Origin of the sequence: Brevibacterium sp. UCMA 11754, from assembly GCF_021532275.1 — a bacterium.
GTDB lineage: Bacteria > Actinomycetota > Actinomycetes > Actinomycetales > Brevibacteriaceae > Brevibacterium.
This window is the reverse complement of sequence record NZ_JACBOT010000021.1, coordinates 100,693-116,178: the sequence shown is the minus strand read 5'-3', so window position 1 is coordinate 116,178 and position 15,486 is coordinate 100,693. Positions and strand designations below refer to the sequence as shown.

General features: G+C 64.4%; 13 protein-coding genes. 12 read left to right on the top strand and 1 reads right to left on the bottom strand.

Annotation, left to right across the window (positions count from 1 at the left end; translation table 11 throughout):
- Nucleotides 1-31: 31 nt before the first annotated feature.
- Complete coding sequence (locus HX613_RS22645) at nucleotides 32-1,462, bottom strand: LPXTG cell wall anchor domain-containing protein (RefSeq protein WP_235345108.1); 1,431 nt, start codon at nucleotides 1,460-1,462, stop codon at nucleotides 32-34.
- A 287-nt stretch (nucleotides 1,463-1,749) separates the two neighbouring features.
- Between HX613_RS22645 and dcd the strand changes: the two genes are divergently transcribed.
- The 12 genes from dcd to HX613_RS09500 all read left to right on the top strand — a co-directional run bounded on the left by dcd (nucleotide 1,750) and on the right by HX613_RS09500 (nucleotide 15,457).
- On the top strand, nucleotides 1,750-2,328 hold the full coding sequence (gene dcd / locus HX613_RS09555) for a dCTP deaminase (RefSeq protein ID WP_096161874.1): 579 nt from the start codon (nucleotides 1,750-1,752) through the stop codon (nucleotides 2,326-2,328).
- Entirely contained in the window at nucleotides 2,325-3,326 is a 1,002-nt protein-coding gene (locus HX613_RS09550) for a hypothetical protein (protein WP_235345107.1), read from the top strand. The genes dcd and HX613_RS09550 overlap by 4 nt, the downstream gene beginning before the upstream one ends.
- 306 nt (nucleotides 3,327-3,632) lie before the next feature.
- Nucleotides 3,633-6,677 (top strand): Na+/H+ antiporter subunit A, encoded by a 3,045-nt coding sequence (locus HX613_RS09545; protein WP_235345106.1) that lies wholly within the window; start codon nucleotides 3,633-3,635, stop codon nucleotides 6,675-6,677.
- Nucleotides 6,674-7,273, top strand: coding sequence for a Na(+)/H(+) antiporter subunit C (locus HX613_RS09540; RefSeq protein ID WP_235345105.1), 600 nt, complete (start codon nucleotides 6,674-6,676; stop codon nucleotides 7,271-7,273). The genes HX613_RS09545 and HX613_RS09540 overlap by 4 nt, the downstream gene beginning before the upstream one ends.
- On the top strand, nucleotides 7,270-8,853 hold the full coding sequence (locus tag HX613_RS09535; RefSeq protein ID WP_235345104.1) for a Na+/H+ antiporter subunit D: 1,584 nt from the start codon (nucleotides 7,270-7,272) through the stop codon (nucleotides 8,851-8,853). Before HX613_RS09540 ends, HX613_RS09535 begins: the two co-directional genes overlap by 4 nt.
- Nucleotides 8,854-8,870: 17 nt before the next feature.
- On the top strand, nucleotides 8,871-9,437 hold the full coding sequence (locus HX613_RS09530) for a Na+/H+ antiporter subunit E (RefSeq protein ID WP_235345103.1): 567 nt from the start codon (nucleotides 8,871-8,873) through the stop codon (nucleotides 9,435-9,437).
- Nucleotides 9,437-10,117: a monovalent cation/H+ antiporter complex subunit F gene (locus HX613_RS09525; protein WP_235345102.1), complete on the top strand. Its 681-nt coding sequence runs from the start codon at nucleotides 9,437-9,439 to the stop codon at nucleotides 10,115-10,117. The genes HX613_RS09530 and HX613_RS09525 overlap by 1 nt, the downstream gene beginning before the upstream one ends.
- Nucleotides 10,114-10,509 (top strand): monovalent cation/H(+) antiporter subunit G, encoded by a 396-nt coding sequence (mnhG, locus tag HX613_RS09520; RefSeq protein ID WP_204233481.1) that lies wholly within the window; start codon nucleotides 10,114-10,116, stop codon nucleotides 10,507-10,509. Before HX613_RS09525 ends, mnhG begins: the two co-directional genes overlap by 4 nt.
- Entirely contained in the window at nucleotides 10,499-11,251 is a 753-nt protein-coding gene (locus tag HX613_RS09515; RefSeq protein ID WP_235345101.1) for a response regulator transcription factor, read from the top strand. Before mnhG ends, HX613_RS09515 begins: the two co-directional genes overlap by 11 nt.
- The gene (locus HX613_RS09510; RefSeq protein ID WP_235345100.1) at nucleotides 11,248-12,603 is read left to right on the top strand and encodes a sensor histidine kinase; all 1,356 of its coding nucleotides are present in this window, start codon (nucleotides 11,248-11,250) and stop codon (nucleotides 12,601-12,603) included. Before HX613_RS09515 ends, HX613_RS09510 begins: the two co-directional genes overlap by 4 nt.
- Entirely contained in the window at nucleotides 12,603-13,295 is a 693-nt protein-coding gene (locus HX613_RS09505; protein WP_235345378.1) for a hypothetical protein, read from the top strand. The genes HX613_RS09510 and HX613_RS09505 overlap by 1 nt, the downstream gene beginning before the upstream one ends.
- Nucleotides 13,296-13,339: 44 nt before the next feature.
- Nucleotides 13,340-15,457, top strand: a complete 2,118-nt coding sequence (locus HX613_RS09500; protein WP_235345099.1) for a S9 family peptidase — start codon at nucleotides 13,340-13,342, stop codon at nucleotides 15,455-15,457.
- The last annotated feature ends 29 nt before the right edge of the window (nucleotides 15,458-15,486 follow it).

The window sequence follows — 15,486 nt, the reverse complement described above, 5'->3', positions numbered from 1 at the left end:
CCGCTAGGGACAATTCATCGTTCAACGGATCTTAGAACTCCGCAGGATCGTCGGAGGCGGTCATCCGCCGACGAGTGATGACGACGGCTGCGGCACCGACGACGAGGAGTCCGACTCCGAGCGCCAGTCCGGTCATCTCGGCACCGGTGCGGGGCAGGTCACTGTCGCTGTCGCTGCCGTTCTGCCCGCCCTCATCGACCGAGGTGCCGTTGGTGACGACGGTGAAGCTGCCGCCCTGTGCCTTGTCGAAGCTGTCGGCCTGGGCTGTGACGTTGTACGTTCCCAGCACGGCCTTGACCTTCGCCTGCACGCCGAAGGTCGCTTTGCCCTCGGAGTCGGCTTCCTTGGTCATCGTGTAGCGATCGACCTTGCCCTGAGCATGCTCGACCGTGATCGTGATCTTCTCACCTGGCTGTGCGCCGGTGATGCCGAGCTTGATGCCCTCATTGAGGAAGTCCTCGGAGCTGATCTCGGTCGGGTCGATGATGAGCGCCTGGGTCGCGGTTGCCGCGGCCTTCTTCTCACCGTCATCGGTGCCGGGGCTGGCCGGAGCGGTCGTCTCCGACGGTTCTGCCTTCGGAGCGTCCGACTTCGGAGCTTCGGACTCTGGAGCGTCCGATTCCGGAGCTTCGGACTCCGGAGCTCCGGACTCGGTCTCGGTAGGAGCAGGGGCCTCCGACTTGTCGTCGGTCTCCGTCGGCTCGGGAGTCTCGGATTCCGTCTCCGTCGGCTCGGGAGCCTGAGTTTCGGTCTCCGTCGGTTCCGGAGCCTTCGTCTCGGTCTCAGTCGGCTTCGGAGCAGCGGGCTTCGAAGCTTCCTTGGTTTCCGTGGGCTCTTCGCTCGGCTCTTCCGACTTGGTCTCGGTCGGAGTCGATGTCTCGGATGGCTCATCGGTCGCGGTCTCGGACGGATCTGGGGCCGCTCCTGTTGCGGGTGAGCAATCGGAGCCCTTGGCGTCCTCGTCGATGTCCGAGTCACTGGCCACGACCTCGAAGGAGACCTTCGAGGAGTCCTTCTCGGTCTTCTCATCGGTGAGGTAGAGCGAGTATTCGCCAGAGGGAACCTTGGCGTTGTCCGTGACGGAGAAGAAGTAGGTGCCGGACACCTTGCCCTTTTCGTCGACGGTCAGCTTGGTCTCCGGCGAGTACTTGGACCCGTCGGTGCCGACGACCGTGACGGTCGCCTTGCTGTCGGGGGTGAATCCGGTACCGGAGAATCCGATGCCCTTTTTGCGATCCGCGATATCGGCCCGGGTGACCTGTGCATCAGACAGTGTCGCCTGCGGGTCCGAGCTGTCGGGAACCTTGGAATCTGGGTCGGTTGACTGCTGTGCATCTTCATGTGCACAGAGCGGGCCTGCCGGCACCGGAGCGGACGCTGTCGCTGCGAACGCGGGAGCGCCAGCAAGACCTGTCAATGCAACGGCTACTGCGGGGGCAAGCACAAGACGCGAGGTCTTCACAGTAATGCCTTTCGTTCGTTGTCAACCCACGAAAGACGATGGACTCCCGGCATTCCTTGGCTTAAGAAGAGGAAGGCACCATCGTGCGCGGGTTCGTACAGCTCCTAACTCTAAGGCATTCACGAACGGCTGTGGGGAGACACACGGGAGAAAACCAGCAAAAACACCACTGATCGTTATCGAGTCGTTACCAAACTCCGGTGTGTCGCGGAGGCTGTGAGCAATTTCGCCCCTTCGTGAGTGCTGCTCACTGCACTCCTGAGCCCTGGGCGACTACCATCGGTTACGTGACTCTCCTTTCCGATCGCGACATCCGCGCCGAGCTCGACTCCGGACGCATCGCCCTCGACCCCTATGACCCTTCGCTGATCCAGCCAGCCAGCGTTGACGTGTGCCTGGATCGCTACTTCCGTCTGTTCGACAACCACAAATACCCGGTCATCGACCCGAGTCTCGATCAGCCCGAGCTCACCCGCTTCGTCGAGGCCGCGCCGGGAGAGCCGTTCGTGCTGCACCCGGGCGAATTCGTGCTCGCCTCAACGCACGAGCTCGTCACCCTGCCCGACGATGTGGCCGCGCGGCTGGAGGGCAAGTCGTCGCTGGGGCGCCTTGGGCTGCTGACCCACTCCACGGCAGGCTTCATCGATCCCGGGTTCAACGGTCATGTGACGCTCGAGCTTTCGAATGTCGCGACTCTGCCCATCACCCTGTGGCCGGGAATGAAGATCGGTCAGCTCTGCTTCTTCCGCCTCAGTTCGGCTGCGCTCAACCCCTACGGTTCGCAGGCCACCGGCAATCGCTATCAGGGGCAGCAGGGCCCCACGGCCTCCCGTTCTCACCTCAACTTCTATCGGAGGGACATGTGACCACTCGCCGAGAGCTGCGGATGCAGCGTGAGGCCGCCGAGCGTGTCAGTGACACGGATGTCTCGGCGGACCTGCGCGGCTTCCATCTGCTTCTCCTCGACGAAGGGGTCGAGGTCTCCGATGTGCTCGCGCTCGTGCACAACAGGCTTCCCGACCTCGCGCCCCGCCTGGATGAAAGAGGTCAGCTGAAGCTGAGCCGACACTCACGTCTGAGTGAGGGAGTCGACCTCGATGCTGCCGCGATCGCCGCGCTCGAGGTTCCCGACTGGGCTCATCACGCGGTAGTCATCGACTGCCCCCGAGACCGGGAGCCGGTCCCGCCGCCTGTCTGGTTCAGCGACGCAGACGGACTCCATGAGGCGTTCCCGGAAGGGCTGCCCGACCGGGAGGAGGAGCGGATGCTCAGCCTCATCCTGGGCGTCGCATCACGCCTGCACACCGGTGTCCGCCTCGCGGACGAACCGGGCCTGCCGACTCGGGTCATCGTGCCCGACCCGGAGGCGAAGATCGACCTCTATCTCTACTCGTCCTATTGGCTCGAGCCCGACGTGGCGCTGTCGCTCGTCCGCAAGCACGCTCCGCATGCCTTCCAGCAGGCGCTGCCGACACCCGACGAGGCTGTCCTGGCTCAGGCCACGATCGACGATCCGCTCTTCGATCCTTCGGCGCCGGTCATCCTCGACGGCTATTCGCTCCTCGTCCCTCTCGGGGAGATCAGCGAGAAGGCAGGCATGATTGAGATTCGAGTATCGGAGTCTGACTGGGTGCCGCCGATCATCGGCAAGCATCTTGCGATGCCGCTGATCGAGTACCACGTGCACTGGATGGATACCGAGTCGAAGCGCTACCAGCCGGTCCAGACCCGTCGTTTCCGGCGAATGCGCAACAAGGTGGCCGGCCTCGTCGACAGCATCGGAGCAGAACTGCTCATCGGCTGTGACGGCACCGGCCTGGATGAGACCGGCTTCCTCGTCACGAGCAGCCAACTCCGCAGCTGACGCAGGTTCCAGCCCTCAGCCCTCGGGCCGTTGCAAAGCTGACTAAGCCCCCCGGGCGGTTGCGAAGCTGACCAAACCCCGGGCCGTCGCGAAGTCGACTTCGCGGGCGGTGAACGGTTTGATTCGCGCAGGGTTCGCGCAGAACCTATGTGGAATGGGCGTGGAATCTGAACAGAATGTGTTCATAATGACTGCTGCGAACGGCCCCATTGATTGGGAGATAGGCAGGGTGTCGTGAGAAAATACTGTTGAGCACTACATTCTGGCAAATCGTATAAATGACGGAGGTGTCCGCCGGTGATAGTCATGACAGGAGCCTTTTTCGGGGCTGCTGTCATTGCGTACCCACTGGTCAGGCGCCTCGGTCGCAACGGGTTCTTCTTCCTTGCGCTGGTGCCGTTCGCCGCGCTGATCTTCAGCCTGGCCAAGGTCCCCGACATCTTCGGGTCTGCAGGTTCGCCCTTGGTCGAGAGCATGAACTGGCTGCCGGCACTCGGCCTCGAGGGGATCTTCCGCCTCGACGAACTCTCCTGGATCATGAGTCTTCTGGTCACAGGCGTCGGTGCCCTCGTCTTCGTCTACTGTGCCCGCTACTTCCCACCCGATGAGCCCGGCCTGGCCCGGTTCGCCGCAGTATTCATGGCCTTCGCCGGAATGATGTACGGACTCGTCATCGCCGATGAGCTCCTCATGCTCTACCTGTTCTGGGAAGGCACCACGGTCTTCTCCTACCTCCTCATCGGCCACAGCCAATCCCGCCGTCGCTCCCGCCAGGCCGCACTGCAGGCCCTCATCGTCACCACGGCCGGCGGACTGGCCATGCTCGTGGGCATGATCCTGCTCATGGCCGCGACCGGAACAGGCCAGATTTCCACGCTCATGGAGCGCGCCAGTCTCGGTCTGGACACCGGGCCCGTCATCGTCACGGCCGTGATCCTCATCCTCGTCGGTGCGGTCTCGAAGTCCGCGCTGCTGCCCTTCCACTTCTGGCTCCCCGGCGCCATGGCAGCACCGACCCCGGTCAGCGCCTACCTGCACGCAGCGGCGATGGTCAAGGCCGGGATCTACCTCATCCTGCGTCTGGCACCGGGCTACCACGCACTGCCCGGATGGTCGGAGACCCTGCTCACGCTGGGACTGCTCACGATGTTCATCGGCGGCTGGCAGGCCCTGAAGCAGACCGACCTCAAACTCCTGCTTGCCTTCGGCACGGTCTCCCAGCTCGGGTTCCTCACGACGATGGCCTCCTTCGGCACACCCGACATCACAAAAGCCGCGCTGGCGATGCTCATCGCACACGCCCTCTTCAAGGCCTGTCTGTTCCTGTGCGTGGGCATCATCGACCATCGTGCCGGCACGCGTGACCTGACGAAGCTCTCCGGTGGCTGGAAGGCATTCCCCGTCGTCGCCGTCTGCGCCACGATTGCCGCGGCCTCGATGTCCGGCCTGCCGCCGCTGCTGGGCTTTGTAGCCAAGGAAGCGGTCTATTCGACCCTGCTGGCTTCTGGGGACAAGGCATCGATCATTGCGCTGATCGGCGTCATGATCGGATCGATGCTCACCGTGGCCTACTCGGCGCGCTTCGTCTGGGGCGCGTTCTCGAGCAAAGCGGGCGTCGACGACATCGCCCGCCGCGATGAGAAGATCACGCTGATCATCTCCCCGGTCATGCTCACCGCGCTCACCGTGGTGTTGGGACCGGCCGCCGGGCTCCTCGACGGCTACTTCGGAGCCTGGACCTCGATGCTGCCGGTCATCGACCCCGGCGACGGCGACTACCACCTGGCCCTATGGCACGGGCTCGAACCTGCACTGGCCCTGTCCGCGATCACGATCGCCGTCGGTCTTGGCCTCTTCTTCCTCCGCGACTCGTTTGCCAAGGTCCAGTCGACGCTGCCTTCGGGCCTGGACTTCCACGACCTGTACAGCAAGCTGATCAACTGGATGGAGAGGCTGGCCCTGTGGGTCACCTCCCGCACCCAGCGCGGTTCGCTGCCGTTCTACCAGAGCGTGATCTACCTCGTCCTCGTGGCAGGCATCGGTCTGGCCGTGATCTCGAACGACACCTGGAACATCGATTTCCAACTCTTCGACACCCCGCTCGACCTCATCATCGCAGCGGTCCTCATCATCGTCGCAGTCGCAGCCACCCGCGCTAAGAAACGTTTCACCGCCGTGGTCGTCACCGGAATCTCGGGCTATGCGATGGTCGCCTACTTCGCCTTCGTCGGCGCCCCGGACCTGGCCCTGACCCAGGTTCTCGTCGAGACCATCACCATCGTCGTCTTCGTCCTCGTCCTGCGCCGACTCCCGGCTCGGATCGGTCAGAGCACCGGCCGCTTCACCCCGGCCTGGCGCGCCATCATCGGCGCCGCAGTCGGCGTGACCATGATGGTGGTCGTGCTCATCGCCGCCGGTGTGCGCATCAGCGACCCAGTCTCCGTGGACTTCGGTCAGCTCGCCTACGAACTCGGCCACGGGAAGAACATCGTCAACGTGACTCTCGTCGACATCCGCGTCTGGGACACCCTCGGTGAGATCTCGGTCCTCGTCGCCGCCGGCACCGGCATCGCCGGACTGATCTTCGTCCGCGGTCGTGAAGGACACCTCCACCGCTTCGTCTCCCGCCGTGACGGCACCGAGCTGCAGGGCCGGGTGCGCTTCCAGCCGGTGGCCGAGGAGATCGGCAACTTCCACGACACTCAGCGCGAGGACGTGACACAGCGGCGAGTCTCCTGGCTCATCGCCGGACGCACACTGGCCCCACGCAACCGATCCATCATCCTCGAGGTGACCGCCCGCCTGGTCTTCCACGCTGTCCTCATCTTCTCCCTCTACCTCCTCTTCGCCGGTCACAACGAACCCGGCGGCGGCTTCGCCGGTGGTCTCGTGGCCGGTCTGGCACTGGTCGTGCGCTACCTCGCCGGAGGCAAATTCGAACTCGCCGAGGCGGCCCGCTTCACCCCCTCGGGCCTGCTGGGAACCGGAATGATCATGGCCGTGCTCACCGGCGTCGGCGGTTGGATCTGGGGCGACACCGTGTTCAAGTCCGTCTATCTCGAGGGCGACATTCCGGTGCTCGGACATCTGTCGTTCGGAACCTCGACGTTCTTCGACATCGGCGTCTACCTCATCGTCGTCGGCCTCATGCTCGACATCCTCAGATCCTTGGGCGCCGAGGTGGACCTGCACCAGGAGCGCGACGAGATGGTGCTGACCAACCGACTCAACCAGTCGTACAACCTCTCGGAGAACTTCAGCGCCGAGGCTGAGCACGACGCGGTCTCCTCGATCCTCGACCGTGTCAACCACCTCGACGTGGACAACGGCGCGGAAGGGGGACGGCTATGACTGTGCCCTTCATCATGGTGCTGGCGATGGGATTCCTCTTCGCCTGTGGCATCTACCTCATGCTCGAACGCTCCCTGACCCGCGTGCTGCTGGGCTTCATCCTCCTGGGCAACGGAGTCAACCTCCTCATCATCCTCACCGCAGGCAGGGGAGCCCCGCCACTGACTGACGGGAAGAACCTGTCCACGGAGGGCATGTCGGATCCGCTGCCACAGGCGCTCATCCTCACAGCCATCGTCATCACGTTCGCGGTCACAGCGTTCCTGCTGGCCATGATCTATCGCTCCTGGCGATTGGTTCGCGCCGACTCGCTGCAGGACGACACCGCCGACCTGCGGGTGGCGATCACGAAGATGATCGACTCCGAGGCGGAGGCGAGCACTGACTACGACGACACCGAGTTCGGTGATGAGGCCGAAAGCCCGATCACCGGCGCCATCGACCTCGACGACGACGGCAAGCCCCACGAACGTGAAGACGGCGAGGTCGGCACGGACAGGGCGAAGAGCAGCGAGGGCATGGGCAGGACCGGGACCACCTCGGCGAACAAGGACGGCAGAGGTTCCGAAGGAACCGAGACGGAGGAGAAGAAATGATAGATCTCCTTCCCGTGCTTGTGCCGCTGCCCGTCCTCCTGCCCCTCCTCGGTGCAGGCCTGGCGCTGGTGCTGTCGAAGCACTCGCGGGCGCAGAACATCGTGTCGATCCTGATCCTCAGCGCGGTCATGATCATCTCCCTCATCATGCTCTTCGGCGTCGACGCCCACGGCCCGCAGGTCGTGGCGATCGGCGGGTGGGAGCCGCCCGCAGGGATCGTGCTCGTCGCCGACAGGCTCTCCTCGCTCATGCTCGTCGTATCCTCCCTGGTCACCTTGTGCGTGCTCATCTACGCGCTCAGCCAGGACGCCAACGACGATTCGGACGAGACCCCGATCTCCGTGTTCAACCCCAGCTATCTGGTGCTGTGCGCGGGCGTCGCCAACGCCTTCCTCGCCGGTGACCTCTTCAACCTCTACGTCGGCTTCGAGATGTTCCTCGTCGCCTCCTATGTGCTGCTGACGCTGGGTGCCACGGCCGAGCGGATTCGGGCGGGCGTGACCTACGTCGTCGTCTCGCTCGTGTCCTCGATCATCTTCCTGGCAGCGATCGGCGTCATCTACTCGGCGACCGGAACAGTGAACATGGCGCAGCTGTCCGAGCGGCTGAGCGAACTGCCGCCGGATGTGCAGATGATCCTGCATGTCCTCCTGCTCATCGGCTTCGGCATCAAGGCCGCGATCTTTCCCCTGTCCTTCTGGCTGCCCGACTCCTATCCGACCGCTCCGGCCCCGGTCACGGCTGTGTTCGCGGGGCTGCTGACGAAGGTCGGCATCTATGCGATCATCCGCACCGAGACGCTGCTGTTCTCCGAGTCCTCTCTGCGAGTGCCTCTCCTGATAGCGGCAGCATTGACGATGGTGGTCGGAATCTTAGGCGCGATCGCCCAGTCGGAGATCAAGAGGATCGTGTCCTTCACCCTCGTCTCCCACATCGGCTACATGCTCTTCGGTGTGGCTCTGGGGACCACTGTCGGACTCGCTGCCGCAATCTACTACACGGTCCACCACATCATCGTCCAGACCGCGCTGTTCCTGGCCATAGGAATGGTGGAAATGCGAGGTGGGTCGACCTCGACCAGGTCCTTGGGTGGGCTCATGGTGCTCTCACCGGCGCTGTCGATCATCTTCTTCATCCCTGCCCTCAACCTCTCCGGCATCCCGCCGTTCTCCGGGTTCATCGGCAAGGTCGGCCTCTTCGCCGCCGGCTTCTCCGACCACGACTGGCTCGCTGTCAGCCTCATCGTCGCCGGCACGGTGACCAGCCTGCTGACCCTCTACGTCATCGGGCGTACCTTCAACCTGGCCTTCTGGCGGGACCCCGCGGATGCGGAGGAGCCGAACGAAGAGCTCGTCGCAGAGTTCGCCGAACGCAAGAAGGCCAAGCTCGCGGGCAAGCCCTGGAAATCACAGATCGGCGTTCCGGGATCGATGTTCGCCGCCACCACCGTGGTCGTCATAGCCTCCATCGTCCTCACCGTCTTCGCGGCCCCGCTGTGGGGAATGGCGAACCGTGCTGCGGAGAACCTGCAGTCGCCGGTCAGCTACGTGAGCGATGTGCTCGGGGGTGATGGCCTGTGAGTCCCAACCGGCCTCGGATGACGAAACGCAGGAGCTTCGTCCAACAGCTCGTTCTGGTGTTCTTCCTCGTCCTGTTGTGGGTGATGCTCTGGGATGCGGTGTCGCTCATGCACATCATCACCGGCATCATCCTCGCCTTCGTCGTGACCCGCGTGTTCTACCTGCCGCCGGTGGTGCTCTCCGGCAGGTTCAACATCATCCACGCCCTCAGCTACGGACTGTGGTTCCTCTATTCGCTCATCATCGCCTCTGTCGAGGTGGCTTGGTACGCATTCCGGCCGCGCGCGGTGGGCGCCGGATCGGTCATCGCCTGCGACCTGCGCACGAGTTCGGACCTTCTGATGACACTCGTAGCCGACACTGCCAGCCTCATCCCCGGATCGATCATCGTCGACAGCGACCGGGCGCTGGGCGTCCTCTATCTGCACGTCCTCGACTGCGATTCCGAGGAGAAGGTCCTCGCCGCCAAAGAGCTCGTCTACCATATCGAAGAGCTGCTCATCAAAGCCCTCGGCTCCCACCGTGACCTCGCCGCACTGAAGGTCAACCCCGATCCGATGGCCGATGAACGCGGAGGTGCCTGATGAGCCAGATCGTCCTCGACACCCTCATCGTCGCAGCCTCGGTGCTGCTGGCCACATCGGCGATCATCGCCCTCTACCGCATCGTTCGAGGGCCTTCGATCCTCGATCGCATGATCGCCACCGACGTTGTGCTGGCCTCCATCATGTGCGGTTTGGGCGGGTTCATGGCCCTGTCCGGTCGCACGGATCTCCTGCCTGTGCTCATCGTGCTGGCGATGCTCGGATTCGTGGGCTCCGTCAGCGTCTCCCGGTACGTGTCCAAGTCCGATTCCATGACCCCCGGCGCCGAGGTGGGCTCACTCAGTGACTTCTCCAGCTCGGACTGGCACATGCCCAAGGAATCAGTCGATGACACCGAGGGGAACAGCGGCACCGGGGCCCGCCAGCAGGCACAATCCCCGGTCGGCGAGGAGTGGCCCGATGACGTGGCCCGCGGAATATCCGATGTCGCCGACGGGCCCGATGCGATCACCGTGCAGGAAGACGAAGAGCCTGTGACCGTGGGACTCGACCAAGGAACCGACCCCGGCGCTGCCCCCAGCGCCGACCCCAGCGCCGACCCCGACGCCGACCCGGATGCTGAGGGGATGGGTACGGGACCCGACTCGGGACCCGAGGACTCCGACGACGGTGAGCGCACCGGACCTGAACCGGATGAAGACGAAGGGGGACGCCGATGATCCTCGACATCATCTCTGCGGTGCTCATCCTCCTCGGCGGGGTGCTGTCGCTGGCTGCCGCGCTGGGTCTGCTGCGCTTCGGCGATCTCCTCTCACGCATGCACGCGAGCGCAAAGCCCCAGATCCTGGGGCTGCTGATGGTGGCTGTCGCGATTGCGATCCAGTACCCTGCATGGTCGACGGTGACGACGTTGGCGATCGTCATCTCGTTCCAACTCGTCACGATTCCCGTTGCCACGCACATGGTCGGACGAGCCGGTTATCGCACCAAGCACCTGCGACGTTCTATGCTGTACCGAGATGAGCTCGCCGAGGCGGTCGATCGGGCAGAAGCCAGGGAAGCCGCGTGGGAACGCAGAAGAGGAAGTGGAACGGACCACAATGACGGCTGACACTCAGCACGAACCCCAGCCCTTGGTGCTGGTCGCCGACGACGAACCCGATGTCCTCGGCGCCGTTGTCCCCTTCCTCGAACGCTCCGGTTTTCGGGTGCTCGCCGCCAGCGATGGCCTGTTGGCCCTCGATGAGATCCACCGGCACAATCCCGATGTCTGCGTCCTTGACGTGCTCATGCCCGGTGCCGATGGCAGACAGGTTCTGCGACGACTGCGCCAGGAGGAGAACTGGGTCCCGGTTCTGCTGCTGACCCAAGTCGGAGAGGCCGTCGAGCGGGCGATGGCGCTCGAAGAGGGCGCCGACGACTACCTCAACAAGCCCTTTGACCCACATGAGCTCGTGGCGCGCATCCGCGCAGTGCTGCGTCGGACCCGGACAGACGGACCGCCCCTGGCCACTGCTCCGGTGCTGGTTTCGAGCTTCGGCCTGCGCGTCGATCGTGTGGGCAGGCGCGCATGGATGGGCAATCGCGAACTTGTCATCACCCCCAAGGGCTTCACCCTGCTGGAATACCTCATGGTCCACAAGGACGAACTCATCGAACGGTCCCGTCTGCTTGAGATCCTGTGGGGCTTCGAAGAGGCCGTGGGCACACGTGCGGTGGATTCCCGTGTGGCCGAACTGCGCCGAGTCCTCGGGGAGGACGCCGCCGAACCTCGGTGGATCGCCACCGTGCAGGGTCGGGGCTACAGATTCGTCGGTGAGGTCCGAGGCGAAGATGGTCAGAGGTCACCATGACGAACTTTCTGGTCATCGAGATCCAGATCTGGCTGTTCCTGCTCCTGCTTTTCCTCGTGCTGGCAGGCTTGGCCGTCGGCGCCTTCTTCGCCTGGAGGTATCTGCGCAGACGTGAGGCCGCACTGAAGGAGTCGATCGAGACAGCGGCGAGTGAGGACTCCCTGGCCAAACGCAATCGGATGCTCATCCGACTGGACCACGAGCTGAAGAATCCGCTGACCGCGCTGCGCACATCGGCCGCGAGCATCCGCGACGTTGTCCGTGAGGGCGGCTCGATCACCGAAGTCGAATCCTCAGCCAAACAGGTAGACATCTCCTCGCGCCGGGTCGCACGCCTGCTGGCCGACCTGCGCAAACTCGCCGACGTCGAGACGCGCATCATCGAATACTCCCGAGTCGATCTCGATCGGCTCATCCACCAGGCCGTCGAGGATGCATCGACGGCACCCGGCGCAGAAGATCGCATGATCGTGGCCACGGTCGCCCGTGCACCCTGGCGTCTGCCCGACATCGCCGGTGAGGAAGATCTGCTGCTCACAGCGATCCTCAACCTGCTGGGCAATGCGCTCAAATACTCCTCTCAGGCCGAAGTCGTCGAACTGCGTGCCAATGAGCAGATCATCGACAGCCACCGCTGGGTCGTCGTCGAGGTGGCCGACACCGGCAGCGGCATTCCGCTGACGGAGCAGGAGCAGGTGTGGGACGAACTCTCACGCGGCTCGCGCGTTCGTGCAGTGGCCGGTTCCGGCATGGGACTGTCACTGGTGCGGGCGATTGTGACCCGTCACGGCGGCTCGGTGCAGCTGTTCAGCCAAGAAGGTGTGGGCACCTCGGTGCGTATGGTGTTGCCGGTCCTCGGCGATGCCGCTCAGGTGACGGTGCCGCCGATGGCCGATCAGGTCGGGCATGCCGCGGCCGGATCTCATCCGGTCCAGCCGGTGCAGCTTCCCGACTCGGGGCAGACTCCCGGCTTCCTGCCTCCCCGGCAGCCTAACGAGGCGGAGCTTCAGGGACGGATCCTGGGCACACCGCGACGAACCTCGAAGCGACGCCTCGAGCGAGTCGACGGCAACCTCGTCCACCGGTCGACCGGAGAATCCCTGGGCGGCGGTTTCCGACCGGACTCTGGTCAGCACTCCCAGTTCAAGCCCGGCCCAGGCGTGGGCCGGTCACTCGGGGACCCACAGGCAGCGCCGCAGTCAGGGTCCCAACCTGGACCCCAGTCGGGGCCGGTGCAGGCCTGGCAGCAGCAGCCTCAGCAGCCTCCGGCGCAGCCGCCTCAGACACAGCAGCCTGATTCGGGACAGCAGCCACGCAGCCGCCGTGATCTGCGGTCGAGGGATGAACGGTGATGACACACGCTGCGAAGGTGCGAACAGTCGTGGCAGGAGCGGCACTGATCAGCCTTGCTCTCAGCGGCTGCTCGGCTCTGCAGATCCGCACCGCAGAACGGGATTCCGGTCCCGTCCGTGTGGCAGTGCAGAAGAAGGCCGGCGAGAACCCCACCACGGCACCCCCTGATGACGGAATCCCCGAGGGGATGAAGGAAGTCTCGGTCAACCTCGGCGCCGAATGCCCCGTCGACGTCAGCGTTGCGATGACAGATGACTGGACTCAGGGATCGGCCAGCGACGATTTCCACTCCTTCTCCCGCGGCACCTCCGTCGCCGACAGCGACACGATCCTCATCACCTGCAGCAAGGGCTACGACGAGTCTCCGCAGTCGATCGTCGATGCGAAGAAGAAGTACACGTTCGCGGAGCCGGACTCCTCGGTGCTCTCCCAGCGCACGGGCAGCCTCGCGGCCGGATCCTACTGGTCTTACCAAGGTGTGCTCGGCCCGACGGAGATCTTCGCGATCAACCAGGAGCCGACAGTCATGTACGGGACCCGGATCGGATACCAGACAAATGGGCGCCTCGTCGACATCGGCGTCGAGATGCGCGCTCTCGAAACGGACGCGGACGCGGCAGAGGAGTTCAAGCAGATGCTGCCCACGGTCACCATCGACGGGGAGAAGGTTCCCGCGCCGAGATTCAAATAGAAGTCTGCAGGCCCGAACATCGGCGATGATCCTAGGATGGTTCTATGACGATCAACGACGCTGTGACTGCTCTCCTCGATGCCCGCCGTCTGCAAGGCCTCCTGGCGAACCAGACCGGCCGTGTCATCGCCCAGTATTCCTTCCTCAACGCCGAGGGCAGCAGCTACCTCTCCCACCTGGCAGATATCAGCGGTGAACGACCGCGCCGAATCACCCGCGGCGATCAGTCCATCGGCCCGGCCGCGATCAGCGACTCGGGCACCGTCTACTTCGCGGCCAAGCGCACCGGCGAAGACGGCAAGGATGCCGAAAGCCCCAGCCTCTGGGCCCTGCCGGAGACCGGGGAAGCACGCAAGCTCGCCGATCACGACGGGGGATTCTCCCGAATCGAGGTCAAAGGCCACTCCATGATCGTGCAGTTCCCCGTCCACACCTGGGCCGCGAACGAGCCCGAACACCAGGAATACAGTCAGGAACGCAGAAAATCGAAGGTCAGCGGAATCCTCCACACGGGTTTCCCCATCCGCCACTGGGATCATGACCTGGGCCCGGGACAGGAGACCCTTGCGGTCGCAGACCTGAGCGAGATCACCGACGAATTCGACGAGGACCTCACCCCCGACGCCACACGGGGCGCTGCTGAATCCGAGACGACCACGTCCGACGGTGCCATGTCCGCAACCCCGGCCGCCGGGGCCACCAGCTTCAGCGAAGATTCGACCACAGCCGCTTCCCCCGGACTCACTTTTCGCTACCTGCCGCTGCCGTCTGGACGGCTCGTCGACTGGGCCGTTGATGAGGAAGCGCAGTTCGTACTCGTCCAGGTCGAGAAGCCGATCCCGGGTCAGCTCGAGGCCAGCGAGATCTGGCAGATCGACCTGCACAAACATAGTGCACCTCGACTGCTGGTCGAGGCTGCCGCCGACCACGGTTTCGGCATCGACGCGATCAGCCCCGACGGAACCCATGCCCTGGTCACCCGCGAGCAGTTCTGGACGTCGAAGACGAACCTGTCCGCGACGCTCATGCTCCTCAACCTCGACACAGGGTCATTGGAGACAGTCTGGCCCGAAGCCGATCACTGGTTCGACCCCGTCTGGGCCGACGATTCGACGATCGTGGCAACCGCTGACGACCACGGACGCGGCAGTGTCTTCATCGGTGATGTCAACGACGAACAGCCTCGGCGGCTGGTGGGCGGTCCGGGGCAGAAATATGCCTTTGCAGGACTGCAGGTGCAGGGAATCACGGTCGTGGCGACCGCCTCGGCGATCGATGTCGCACCACTGCCCATCGCCATCGACCTGATCTCGGGCCAGATCAGCGAGCTCGCCAACCCGGCGAACGTCATCGACGGGGCAGGCACCCTCACCGAGGTGGCCGCCGTCGGTGACGACGGCACCGAGGTGCGAGCCTGGTTGGCTCTGCCCGACGGGGAAGGTCCGTTCCCACTCGTCGTATTCGCCCACGGCGGGCCCTGGGGATCCTGGAACTCCTGGACGTATCGGTGGAACCCGGGACCGTTCGCGGCCGCCGGATATGCGGTGCTGCTGCCGGATCCGGCGATCTCCACCGGCTACGGCCAGTCGATGGTCGACCGCGGTCAGCAGGAACTGGGCGGGGCACCCTTCACGGACATCCTCGCACTCACGGACGCGGCCATCGAACGCCCCGACATCGATGCCGAGCGCACCGCTCTGGCCGGCGGATCCTACGGCGGGTACATGGCGAACTGGGTGGCCGGGCACACCAGCGAACGGTTCAGATGCATCATCACGCACGCCTCCCTGTGGAACACGACGTCGATGGGGCGGACCACGGACAACGCCTCTTGGGACGTGGCCATGCGGAAGCAGTCGGGGACGTACTCGCCGCACCTGTTCGCCGACCGGATCGAGGTGCCGATGCTCGTCATCCACGGTGACAAGGACTACCGGGTGCCCATCGGGCAGGGGCAGGAACTCTGGTACGACCTGCTGTCCCGGTCGAAGACACCGCTGGACGCGGAGGGGCACACACAGCATCGCTTTCTGTACTTCCCCGACGAAGGACACTGGGTGGCCGGTCGCGGCAATGCCGAGGTCTGGTATCGCACGGTCCTGGCGTTCCTCGACAGGCACGTCCTCGATATCGACGCCCAACGTGTCCGCACTCTGGGGTGAGACGCGGCTCGCGCCCAGACGTCGCACCA

What these genes read in the sequence shown, in the direction of transcription:
- HX613_RS09500 (WP_235345099.1), top strand. Translation starts at nt 13,340, where the DNA reads ATGACGATCAACGACGCTGTGACTGCTCTCCTCGATGCCCGCCGTCTG.
- HX613_RS09530 (WP_235345103.1), top strand. Translation starts at nt 8,871, where the DNA reads ATGACGAAACGCAGGAGCTTCGTCCAACAGCTCGTTCTGGTGTTCTTC.
- HX613_RS09540 (WP_235345105.1), top strand. Translation starts at nt 6,674, where the DNA reads ATGACTGTGCCCTTCATCATGGTGCTGGCGATGGGATTCCTCTTCGCC.
- HX613_RS09515 (WP_235345101.1), top strand. Translation starts at nt 10,499, where the DNA reads ATGACGGCTGACACTCAGCACGAACCCCAGCCCTTGGTGCTGGTCGCC.
- HX613_RS09535 (WP_235345104.1), top strand. Translation starts at nt 7,270, where the DNA reads ATGATAGATCTCCTTCCCGTGCTTGTGCCGCTGCCCGTCCTCCTGCCC.
- HX613_RS09545 (WP_235345106.1), top strand. Translation starts at nt 3,633, where the DNA reads ATGACAGGAGCCTTTTTCGGGGCTGCTGTCATTGCGTACCCACTGGTC.
- HX613_RS09510 (WP_235345100.1), top strand. Translation starts at nt 11,248, where the DNA reads ATGACGAACTTTCTGGTCATCGAGATCCAGATCTGGCTGTTCCTGCTC.
- HX613_RS09505 (WP_235345378.1), top strand. Translation starts at nt 12,603, where the DNA reads ATGACACACGCTGCGAAGGTGCGAACAGTCGTGGCAGGAGCGGCACTG.
- mnhG (WP_204233481.1), top strand. Translation starts at nt 10,114, where the DNA reads ATGATCCTCGACATCATCTCTGCGGTGCTCATCCTCCTCGGCGGGGTG.
- HX613_RS09525 (WP_235345102.1), top strand. Translation starts at nt 9,437, where the DNA reads ATGAGCCAGATCGTCCTCGACACCCTCATCGTCGCAGCCTCGGTGCTG.